The 11312-nt window shown below is 61.7% G+C and carries 9 protein-coding genes; 8 read left to right on the top strand and 1 reads right to left on the bottom strand.

Annotated features, from left to right (window positions below; translation table 11 throughout):
- The first annotated feature begins 220 nt into the window (after positions 1 to 220).
- Positions 221 to 658, top strand: coding sequence for a hypothetical protein (locus tag OZ411_RS41850; RefSeq protein ID WP_282532635.1), 438 nt, complete (start codon positions 221 to 223; stop codon positions 656 to 658).
- Between the two features lie 11 nt (positions 659 to 669).
- Positions 670 to 1320 (top strand): TetR/AcrR family transcriptional regulator, encoded by a 651-nt coding sequence (locus tag OZ411_RS41845; RefSeq protein ID WP_130578864.1) that lies wholly within the window; start codon positions 670 to 672, stop codon positions 1318 to 1320.
- Positions 1321 to 1341: 21 nt separating this feature from the next.
- On the opposite strand, the gene OZ411_RS41840 is transcribed toward OZ411_RS41845, so the two are convergent.
- Entirely contained in the window at positions 1342 to 2004 is a 663-nt protein-coding gene (locus OZ411_RS41840) for a TetR/AcrR family transcriptional regulator (RefSeq protein ID WP_130578863.1), read from the bottom strand.
- A 213-nt stretch (positions 2005 to 2217) separates the two neighbouring features.
- Between OZ411_RS41840 and OZ411_RS41835 the strand changes: the two genes are divergently transcribed.
- The 6 genes from OZ411_RS41835 to OZ411_RS41810 form a co-directional block, all read left to right on the top strand.
- Positions 2218 to 3087 carry a sensor histidine kinase gene (locus tag OZ411_RS41835; RefSeq protein WP_282532634.1) on the top strand — a complete coding sequence of 290 codons (870 nt, stop codon included), beginning with the start codon at positions 2218 to 2220 and terminating at the stop codon, positions 3085 to 3087.
- Positions 3084 to 4217: an efflux RND transporter periplasmic adaptor subunit gene (locus OZ411_RS41830; protein WP_282532633.1), complete on the top strand. Its 1134-nt coding sequence runs from the start codon at positions 3084 to 3086 to the stop codon at positions 4215 to 4217. Before OZ411_RS41835 ends, OZ411_RS41830 begins: the two co-directional genes overlap by 4 nt.
- A complete protein-coding gene (locus OZ411_RS41825) occupies positions 4214 to 5290 on the top strand; it encodes an efflux RND transporter periplasmic adaptor subunit (RefSeq protein ID WP_282532632.1) in 1077 nt (358 codons plus the stop codon). Before OZ411_RS41830 ends, OZ411_RS41825 begins: the two co-directional genes overlap by 4 nt.
- Positions 5287 to 8439 (top strand): efflux RND transporter permease subunit, encoded by a 3153-nt coding sequence (locus tag OZ411_RS41820; RefSeq protein ID WP_282532631.1) that lies wholly within the window; start codon positions 5287 to 5289, stop codon positions 8437 to 8439. Before OZ411_RS41825 ends, OZ411_RS41820 begins: the two co-directional genes overlap by 4 nt.
- A gap of 911 nt (positions 8440 to 9350) precedes the next feature.
- On the top strand, positions 9351 to 10502 hold the full coding sequence (locus OZ411_RS41815; RefSeq protein ID WP_282532630.1) for a DUF3734 domain-containing protein: 1152 nt from the start codon (positions 9351 to 9353) through the stop codon (positions 10500 to 10502).
- A gap of 30 nt (positions 10503 to 10532) precedes the next feature.
- A partial coding sequence (locus tag OZ411_RS41810) for an acetoacetate decarboxylase (RefSeq protein ID WP_282532629.1) occupies positions 10533 to 11312 on the top strand: 780 nt, incomplete at its 3' end.

Raw genomic sequence — 11312 nt, 5'->3', positions numbered from 1 at the left:
GGCACTCCCGAGCAGAGGGCCGCATGCGCGCCTGACGCCTTCCGGCTGTGCGCGAGCTACATCCCTGACGCCAGGAATGTGGAGGCCTGTCTCAGGCAAAGAATGTCAGACCTGAGCGATGCCTGCAGAGTCGTCTTCGAGCACGCTGCGGGAACTGCTTCGGTCAGGACCATAGGATCGCCCCGGGCCGGCCGGGACGCAAAAGATGAGGAATGATCGCATGAACACGATGTATGCTCCCGCGTTCGCCGCGTTCGGGGGCTCGGCCTTCGGAGCGATCTCTACGATCGTAACTGGATGGATGACTCGGCGCCGCAGGCTTCGCGAGCGTCACTATGCCCGGTCGATTTCCAAGCGCGAGCGGCTCTATCGAAGCTTCATCGAAGAAGCCTCCCGACTTTACGCCGACGCGCTTGTCAGCGACAAATCCGAGATTCCGCAACTGGTCAATCTGTATGCGCTCATAGGGCGGATGAGGATTCTATCCGGTGGTCAAGTGGTTCAAGCCGCGGAGCGGGCAGGTCGCCTGATCATCGAAACCTACCTGTCGCCAAACCGCGAATTTGTCGATCTGCCGGAATTCATGGAGGAAATGGATCCCCTGCGTGCTTTCGGGGAAGCCTGCCGGTGCGAATTGCATTCGATCCCATCTCGCTGAGGTCCCACGCGATGCAGCAGCGGATAGGCCAAGCCGGATCGCCGTGCATTCGTCGGCGGATCGTACAAGCAGCGATCCGATTGCACCGCGAGATCGGTTTCAAGAAGACCACCGTCGCCGATATCGCTCGCGGAGCGTCGATGTCGCCCGCTAACGTCTACCGCTTCTTCCCTTCAAAGCAGGCAATCGAGGAGGCAGCCGTGGCGGGCCTGTTCGAACAAGCCTCTGCGGCTGCAACGCTTGCGGTTCGCGGCGGCTCCGCCCTGGAGCGTCTAACGGCAGCGTTGAGGGCGATCTCACAGCTGCACGACCATCGGCTGGAGAACGACAGCAAGCAACACGAATTGGTCGCTGCGGCGGTACGCGAGAACTGGGCGGTCGCTTTGTCTTACGCAGCCCGGATCCGGAGACTTGTGCGCGCGATCATTGCTGCCGGACAGACGAGCGGCGAGCTACGACAGGGAAGTCCGACGGCGATGGCCTGTTGCCTGCTCGAAGCAAGGGACGGATATCTCAGTCCGTCGCGGATCACCCCAGCTACCGTTCGGCCCGCTTTTGACGAGATGATGGATTTCTGCGCAGGCGCGCTGCGGGATGTGCCGTGGGGTCAGTCGATCGACCTGGCCGCCGACCTGCGTCCGAAAGCCGTGACGCAACGATAGCGAGCGGGGTCTATGGCTGATTCACGGCCTCCAGTCCGCCTCGCAAGCCGCGAGAAAGAAATTGACCCGTTCGTGCAAGAACGTTGGCAGCTCTTTTCTGAGATCCTTTAGTTCCTCACCCATCAGCGATCTCATAAGCATCGGAAGCAAAATGAGATCCATGAACATCTGCGCGGTCGCAACGCTCCGCTTTGCGCTGAAAGGTCCTTTTGATGAGCGCGCGATCCTCTGCGTTGCCTCGTTCAAGAGCTGCGAAACTGCCCCAGCCGCGCGGTCGCGCGCCGCGTCGTGAACATTTCGGCTCAACTCGGGAAATCGCCGCGCCTCGGCGATCGTCGCGCGCGTGAGGTCCAACGTGTCCTCGACGAATCTCTCCACGATCTCGATGCCGAGATTGGCGAGCTTTTCCTGGATGGTGCGGCCCGCCGGGGTGAACCCCTCGAAAGCTGTCAATCCGTTGATGGTCCGGGCCACCACAGCCTCGAACAGCGCCTCCTTGCCGGGGAAATGGGCATAGATGGTCGGTTTGCTCGCAGGGGCCAACTCGGAAATATCGTCGATGCTGGCACTCCGAAACCCCTTCTCGAGAAAGAGCTGCTGGGCTGCATCGAGAATCCGCGCCTGGACGCCGCCGGCAAGGTCCTTGGGCGGTCTGCCGCGTTTCGGGCTTTTGTTCTTCGCCATCACTGTTTCCTAATCACGAGTTTGTGCACGTCTAGATCCCACTTGACATGCCCGGGAAGGAAATGCAACAAAAAGAAAATATACGGTATAGTTTATTTACGCTGTCGATGGCTGGCTTTGATTGCCAGGCCTGCGACAGCTCATCCGGATGACCGGCCGGCCGCCACATGCGCGTTTGGCCCCGCTCATCCGGCGCAACCTAAGGAGATCGCCGTGACTGTGTGCAGCCCGGACTCGCCAATTGTGGAGCAGGGCATTCTGCTGCGCGAATTGAATCACCGGATCAATAGTGGGCTCGCTTCGGCGATCAACCTGGTCTCGGTCGCGGCCGTTCGAGCTGAGGGGCCTGAGGCCAAGCGCGCCTTAAGCGACATAGTCGAACTGTTGCACGGTTATGCCGATGTGCAGAAGGCGCTCGCAATGCCGAGGGGCAAGGCGCTGATCGACGCCGCGACATACATCCGCATGATGGGCTGCGCTATGCGCCGTTCGTTGCTGGACCGAATGAATATCCGGTTGGCACTCGCCACCGAATCTCTTCCGCTCCAACCAGAGCGATGCCGGCGGCTCGGACTGATCGTCCACGGGCTTGTAACCGACGCCGCGAAGCATGCGTGTTTTGAGGCGCGGACCGGAGAAATCAGGATCAAACTGACACGAATCGGCGCGGTGGTGAATTGCGTCGTCCTGGACAATGGTTCGCGGCCGGCCCGGGGCGCTGCGGGGCGCGGACTGCGGATCAGTAATGATCTTGCCAAGGGTCTCAGCGGCCGGGTCGAGCACGGCTTCGGCGACAAATTCACGTCCATCGTTCTGTCGTTTCCGCTGGCAGAGCGTGAGCGGCAGGCGAACCGGGCGATCGTGAAGCGTCGCATCATACGATCGCCTCGCCGGCCAAGAGTCAGTCAATCCGGCGCGTTGGCGTTTTGCACAGCAGCAAGCTCCCCCGACCGGGACAGCCGCCCCGTTGCAACTCGACCGGATCCGAATCCGGCTCACGGAGCCCAACTCGTTTCTACCCGTCCAGCGGCGGATGTGCTGGGCGCGTTGTTGTCATCCCGCCAGCGCATGGACCTGCTATGACCCGTTATGCTGCGAACCGCACCGAAATCGATCAAGCCGCCCGCAAACGCAAGCTGAGGAGTCTCGGTGGCCTGGCGGCTGCGCTTATCGCAATCGCGCTGAGTGGCTGCAATGATCATGCCGCTGCTCCCATCACGCGCGCTGCGATCGTGCGCACGGAGATCGTGCAGCCGCGCGACCGACAAGCCTCCGTCACCCTGACCGGCGAAATCCAGGCCCGGTTTCGCACGGATCTGTCGTTCCGCGTCAGCGGACGCGTGCTCGCGCGCCATGTCGATGTCGGTGCTCACGTCGAGGCTGGTGAGATCCTGGCTCTGCTCGATCCGGCCGAGCAGCAGGCCGATGTCGATGCCGCAACCGCGGCGGTTGCAGCCGCGCAATCTCAGTTGCGCGTGGCCAGCGCGACCTTTGAACGGCAAAAAGCACTGATCGCAAGCGGTTTCACCACGCGGACGGTCTACGATCAGGCGCAGGAAGGATTGCGAACCGCAGAAGGTGCGCTTGAAGCAGCAAAAGCGGAGCTCGGAACGTCGAAAGACGCCCTTGGCTATACCGCCCTGCGCGCCGACGCGGCAGGCGTGGTCACCGCGCGCAATTTGGAAGTCGGCCAGGTCGTACAGGCCGCGCAGCCCGTTTTCTCGCTGGCGCAGGATGGTGAACGTGATGCCGTCTTCGACGTCTACGAATCCCTCTTCTTTGGCGATCTGGACGACAGCCGTGTATCGTTGGCGCTTGTCTCCGACGCAGGGGTGACGGCGAACGGGCATGTCAGGGAAGTCTCGCCCGCGATTGATGCGAAGAGCGCGACCATCCGCGTCAAGGTTGCCATCCAGAATCCGCCGGCAGCGATGACACTTGGTAGCGCAGTTGCGGGAACCGTCAAAACGAAGTCCCAGCAGCAGATCGCATTGCCCTGGAGTGCATTGGCGGCGATGGGATCGAAGCCCGCCGTCTGGACCGTCGATCCCGCGACCAAAATGGCTGCGCTCAAGCCGGTGACGATCGGCGGTTATGAAGCCCGTGAAGTGCTGATCAAGGCGGGCCTCAAGCCGGGCGACCGCGTCGTGATCGATGGCGGAAAGCTGCTGAGCGTTGGCCAGGCCGTGAAGTACGAGGGAGACCGATCATGAAGAGGTGCGCCACGATTGCCGCCGGCACGTTTGTGTCGGCGCTGCTGCTCGCTGGATGCCAGCAGGAGGCGAAAGCGCCCGAGCCTGTACGACCCGTGCTTTCGATGGTCCTTGAGCCGAGCCGCACGGACGGCATCGTCGCCGTAGGCATTGTTGAGCCGCGGTACAAGACGAATCTCGCGTTCCGCGTCTTGGGACGTCTGACCGGGCGTCCCGTCTACGTTGGTGATCGCGTCAGCGAAGGACAAACTGTCGGGGTCATCGATTCCACCGCTCTGGAGCTTGCGGTACGTTCGGCCAGGGCTGAGCTTACGAAGGCCGAGGCGCAGCTGGCAACTGCAACGGCGACGGAGGAGCGGCAGCGAACCCTCATCACAACTGACGCAACCACAAAGCAAACACTGGACAATGCCGAGCAGGTGAGGGCCGGCGCCGCAGCGTCGGTTGCACACGCACAGGCGAGCTTGATCAAGGCCGTCGAGCAACGGGGCTATGCGCAGCTCAAGACCGATTTCGCCGGCGTCGTCACTGCGGTGGGCGCAGAAGTCGGGCAGGTGGTCTCTCCAGGCCAGAATGTCGTGACAGTTGCGAGGCCCGACATCAGGGAGGCGGTGGTCGATATCGGGGAGGATTTTCCGGCGCCGCTTGAAATCGACTTGCCATTCACAGTCGGCTTACAGCTGCTCCCCGCCGTTCAGGTCCAAGGCAAGGTTCGCGAGATCGCCCCGCAGGCGGACCCCGTGACGCGCCTACGGCGAGTCCGCATCACCCTGGACAATCCCCCTGAAAGCTTTCGCTTGGGCACGACCATTACGGCCACGCTCGGCGAAGCACAAAGTCCGACATTGCGCATTCCCGCCTCTGCGGTGGTCGCCAAGGATGGCGCGAATTTCGTCTGGGTCATCGATCAGCCTGCGAGCACCGTGTCGCTGCACAAGGTCGATCTCGCCGGGGACCCCGCAGGTGCACGCGTCGCAGGGGGTGTTGCCCCCGGTGCGCGGATCGTGATCGCTGGAATCCACAGCCTCAAGCAAGGACAACAAGTCCGTATCGAACAGGATCAGAAGCCATGAAGTCGTTCAACCTTTCCGACTGGGCGCTCCGCCATCGTTCGCTCGTCTGGTACTTCATGTTCGCCTTCATGGCGGCGGGCCTCTTCGCCTACCTTCAGCTTGGCCGTCAGGAAGATCCCGACTTCACCATCAAGACCATGGTGATCCAGGCGCAGTGGCCGGGCGCATCGCCCGAAGAGATGACGCGCCAGGTCACCGACAGGATCGAAAAGAAGCTCGAGGAGCTGGAATCGCTTGACTACACCAAGAGCGTGACGGTCGCGGGCCAGACCACCGTATTCGTTTATCTGCGAGACACGACAAAGGCGGCCGACGTGAAGCCGACCTGGGTCCGCGTCCGCAATATGATCGCGGATATCAAGGGCGAATTCCCGCAAGGGGTGGTCGGGCCCGGCTTCAACGATCGCTTCGGCGACGTGTTCGGTAACATCTATGCCTTCACCAGCGACGGCTTGACTCAGCGTCAGCTGCGCGACGAGGTCGAAGGTATCCGCGCCAAGGTCTTGACCGTGCCTGATGTGGGTAAGGTCGACATTCTCGGCGCGCAGGACGAAGTGATCTATCTGGAATTCTCCACCCGGAAGATCGCGGCCCTTGGCCTCGACGTCCACTCGATCATGGCCTCCCTCCAGGGACAAAACGCGGTCGCGCCGTCTGGGGTGTTCCAGGAGGGGGCCGAGCGGATCAGCGTGCGCGTGAACGGCCGGTTCACGTCGGAGGCAAGCCTGAACGCGATCAATCTCCGGATCAACGACCGCTTCTTTCCGCTGACTGACGTCGCGACCGTCACGCGCGGTTATGCCGATCCGGCCAAGAGCTTGTTCCGGTACAACGGCCAGCCTGCAATCGGGCTTGCCATCGGCATGAAGACCGGCGCAAACCTGCTTCACTTCGGCGAGGCGCTGAAGGAGGAAATGTCAAAGGTCATTGCCGACCTGCCGATCGGCGTCGGCGTTTACCTGGTCGCGGATCAGCCCGTCGTCGTCGAGCATGCCGTGTCGGGCTTCACCGAAGCGCTGTTTGAGGCGGTGGCCATTGTTCTCGCCATCAGCTTTCTCAGCTTAGGCATGCGCGCCGGGCTTGTCGTCGCAATCGCAATCCCGCTGGTTCTCGCCATTACCTTCGTGGTGATGGCTTATGCCGGCATTTCATTGCAGAGAATTTCGCTTGGTGCATTGATCATCGCGCTCGGCCTTCTGGTCGATGACGCCATGATTGCCGTCGAGATGATGGTGGCTCGACTGGAAGTCGGCGATCCCCTGGAAAAGGCGGCGACCCACGTCTATACGTCGACCGCTTTTCCCATGCTGACCGGCACGCTGGTCACTGTCGCGGGCTTCATCCCGATTGGGCTGAACAGCAGCAATGCCGGCGAATTTACCTTCACGCTGTTCGTGGTGATTGCGGTCTCCCTGATCGTGTCGTGGATCGTCGCGGTAGTGTTCACCCCACTGCTCGGCGTCACCATTTTGCCCGCAAAGATGAAGGGCCACCATGAGGAGAAGGGCCGGCTGGCGCAGATGTTCGCCCGCCTGCTGCTCATCTGCATGCATCGCCGTTGGATCACCGTCGGCGTGACGGTTGCCGCCTTCTTCGTCGCGTTGTTCGGCATGACGTTCGTGCAGCAGCAGTTCTTTCCCTCATCGGACCGTGACGAGCTGGTGATCGACTGGAATTTGCCGCAAAATGCCTCCATTGCAGACACCAATGCGCAGATGGCGCGCTTCGAGCGCGAACAGCTGCAGGGCAATGGCGCCGTGGATCATTGGTCGACTTATGTCGGGACGGGCGCGCCGCGGTTCGTGCTGTCGTTCGACGTGCAGACGGCCAATACATGGTTCGGCCAGCAAGTCGTTGTGACCAAGGGCGGCATAAAGGCGCGCGACCTCGTCAAGGCGCAGTTTGAGGAATATCTGAGGAAGACGTTTCCAGGCACCGACACCTACGTCAAGTTGCTCGAGGTCGGTCCGCCGGTGGGACGTCCCGTGCAATACCGCCTGAGCGGGCCCAACATCGCGAAGGTCAGGGATTTCTCGCAGGAACTCGCCGGCATCGTCCGGAGCAACCCCGACCTCGGCAACGTCGTGTTCGACTGGATGGAGCCAGCGCGCGTCGTCAAGGTCGACGTTCTCCAGGACAAGGCGCGCCAGCTCGGCGTGACGTCGGAAGACATCGCCACGGCCGTGAATTCAGTGCTCGAGGGCACCCCGATCACCCAGGTTCGCGACAGTATCTATCTCGTCAATGTCACTGGACGGGCGACCGCGGTCGAGCGCGGCTCGATCGATACTCTCCGAGATCTGCAGTTAACCGGGCAGGGCGGGCAGTCGGTGCCGCTCGGGGCCGTGGCCAATCTCCGCTATGAAATCGAGCAGCCGACGATCTGGCGCCGCGCGCGCGTTCCCACGGTCACCCTGAAGGCCGGCATCGTCACCAACGTCCAGCCGAAGACAATCATGGATCAGTTGGCACCGAGGGTGGCGGATTTCAGCAAAGCACTGCCGGCAGGTTATTCGGTGGCGATCGGCGGCTCCGTCGAGGAAAGCGCCAAGAGCCAGTCGCCGATCGTGGCCGTCGTTCCGCTCATGCTGTTCGTCATGGCTACCGTCCTGATGATTCAGTTGCAGAGCTTCCACCGCCTGTTCCTGGTGTTTGCGGTCGCGCCGCTTGCCGTGATCGGCGTCGTCATGGCCATGCTGCCGAGCGGCTCTCCGCTCGGGTTCGTTGCCATCCTCGGCGTCTTGGCACTGATCGGCATTCTGGTCCGAAACTCGGTGATCCTGATCGTGCAGATTGAGGATCTAAGGAAGGAGGGGCGTCCGGCCTGGGATGCCGTTGTCGAAGCGACCGAGCATCGCATGCGCCCGATCTTGCTGACCGCGGCCGCCGCGAGTCTCGCGCTGATTCCAATCGCGCGCGAGATTTTCTGGGGGCCGATGGCCTACGCGATGATGGGCGGCATCATCGTCGGCACGCTGCTGACGCTGTTGTTCCTGCCCGCGCTTTATGTGGCGTGGTTCCGGATCCACCCTGTTCACGACGACGGCGGGCCAGTGCGTGAGACCGTTGACCCGGCACACGACAGCCACTCGTCGAACTCGACTCTTGCGCCGGCCGCGCCGGTGCCGGTCCTTGAAACGCAAATCTAAAACGGAGACTACAATGTCCAGGAAGACACTCTTGACGCTGTCCGTCAGCGTAACGCTCGCAACGATTTCGTTGGCACCGACTGCGGTGTTTGCGCAATTCCCCGGTCCTCCTCCCATGGGGCCGGGCGGTCCTCCTCCGATCGCGGCCGGCGGTCCTCCGGCGTTCGGAGGCCATCCTCCGATGGGGCCTGGCGGTGTGCCCCGTGCCGGCCTCGGCGGTCCGGCTCCTCGCCTTGGCGCCGGCGCTGGTCCTGGCGGCGATCTAAGAGCGCCTGGCGGCGTTCGCGCCGGCGGTCGTGACGGACCCGCGGTTGCACGCGCGGTCCAAGCTCGCTCTGCATCAGTCAGCTACGGCCGCTCCGGAAGCTTCAGCCATAGCTACGGCGGGCGACGATACGGTTATGGTGCAGCTTACGCCGCTGGAGCCTATGCCGGCTATGCTTATGGCAGCTCGAACGATGGCAACTATTCCGATAGCGACTGCTACTACGCCTACAGGAGCCACAGACGCGTTCGGGTATGCAACTAGCGGGCGGGAAGTATCTCACCCTACGAACTCTGCGGTGAACATTGTAAGTGCGTTGGCTTCGCTGGTGCTGCTGACTGAGACCGGTTTGTTCACCGCGGTTGGTAACGTCGGCACACTTTGGCGCTGCGTCAGCGTGCCGGTTGGGAACAACACGCAACAGCTTTGAGCCTTCGCATTCAATTCCGAGTGCGAGGCCGGCCAAAATCCAACGACGAGGGTGGGCCCTCAATCGGTTGCAGCACGAGTTTGTGAATGGGCTCGCTTGACAGGGCAAATAATAAACTATACGGTATAGTATATTAAGTTTTGGATCGTGAAGCCGCGGTGACCTGTCCCGGACAGAACTCAGGCCTGAGCAATCGCAAACCAAGAGCACAGAACCATGAACTTTCAGCCCCGGCCACACCTCACGACCGCCGACCGGCGTCTGCCGTTCGATTGCATAGCGTTGCTCTTACAGGGCGGCGGCGCTCTGGGGGCTTATCAGGGAGGCGTCTACGAGGCCTTGGCTGAAGCCAACATCCATCCCGATTGGATTGCCGGCATCTCGATTGGAGCGATCAACGCTGCAATTATCGCGGGCAATCCGCCCAATTCCCGAGTTGACCGGCTTCGCGAGTTTTGGACGCAGGTGACGTTGGACGCACCGTTCACCGATTTGATGAACAGCGATCACACCCGCAATTTTCTCAATCAGGTAAATGCGAGCTTTGCGGCCGTGTTTGGCGCGAACGGATTCTTTTCCGCGCGGCCACTGGCGCCGTGGCTACAAGCGGGTGGAACGCTTGCCGCCACGAGCATCTACGACACCAGCGCGTTGAAGACGACACTGGAGCGGCTCGTCGATTTCGATCGTATCAACGCCGGTATGATGCGGTTCAGCGCAGGTGCCGTCAATGTGAGGACCGGCAATCTGGTCTATTTCGACACTGTCACGCATACGATCCGGCCGGAGCACGTTCTGGCGAGCGGGGCGCTACCGCCGGGATTTCCGGCGGTCGAAATCGATGGCGAACATTATTGGGATGGCGGCCTCGTATCCAACACACCATTGCAATGGGTGATTGAGCGTGGCGCCCGTCAGGACACGCTTGTGTTTCAGGTCGATCTCTGGAGCGCGCGCGGCCAGATTCCGCGCAATATGGCCGACGTCATTACGCGCCAAAAGGAGATTCAATACTCGAGCCGCACGCGAGCAAGCACGGACCAGTTCAAAAGCCTGCACCGACTGCAGCGAGACTTGGCGGCTCTCTTGAACAGGCTGCCTGAAGATCTGCGCGAACATGAGGACGTCAGGCTGCTCAGGACGGCTGCCTCTCACAACGTGCACAGCCTCGTCCATCTGATCTATCGCGCGCGGGACTACGAAGGCCACTCCAAGGACTACGAGTTTTCCCGCCTCTCGATGCAGGATCATTGGCGCGCCGGCTATCACGACGCATTACGCACCCTTCGTCATCCCGAGGTGCTGGCCCGCCCGACCAGTGCGGACGGCGTCTCCTCGTTCGATCTTGAGCAGGATGGTCGCGAGTAGGCCAAGCCGGTCAGTCACAGGAGAATTGAAGTGCGCGAAAATGAAGTTCTGAAGCGAGCATTTGCGATGCCGCTCACCAATCCGGCCTATCCGCCGGGACCGTACCGCTTCGTCAACCGCGAATACCTTGTCATCACCTATCGCACCGATCCGGCGAAGCTGCGATCGGTTGTTCCGGCTCCGCTCGAATTTGACGAAGGCGAGGCGCTGGTCAAATATGAATTCATCCGCATGCCGGATTCCAGTGGTTTTGGCGACTACACCGAGAGTGGCCAAGTCATCCCGGTGTCGTTCCGCGGTCGCAGGGGCGGCTATACCCACTGCATGTTCCTGAACGATGAGGGGCCGATCGCCGGCGGCCGCGAGCTCTGGGGCTTTCCGAAAAAGCTGGCTCAGCCGACGCTGCGGACTGAAGTCGATACGCTCATCGGCACTCTGGATTACGGTCCGTTGCGGGTAGCAACCGGCACGACGGGATACAAGCACCGCGCGGCCGACCTAATGCAAGTCAAAGCCGCTCTCAAGGAGCCGAACTTCCTTCTCAAGATCATTCCGCACGTCGACGGCAGTCCGCGGATCTGTGAACTGGTCGAATATCATCTCGAGGATGTCACGATAAAGGGCGCGTGGACCGGGCCGGCGGCGCTCCATCTCACGCCTCATGCGTTGGCACCCGTAGCTGATCTGCCAGTTCTCGAGGTGGTGTCCGCGGTTCACATACTGGCCGACCTTACGCTCGGGCTGGGCAAGGTCGTGCATGACTACCTCCAACAGCCAAGCCGACGTCTCCTCGAAGTCCGCGAGACCGAT

It is taken from the genome of Bradyrhizobium sp. Arg237L (genome assembly GCF_029990105.1).
In the GTDB taxonomy this organism is placed as follows: domain Bacteria; phylum Pseudomonadota; class Alphaproteobacteria; order Rhizobiales; family Xanthobacteraceae; genus Bradyrhizobium.
The sequence above is the reverse complement of the archived record's forward strand: the minus strand, read 5'-3'. Positions and strand labels throughout refer to the sequence as shown.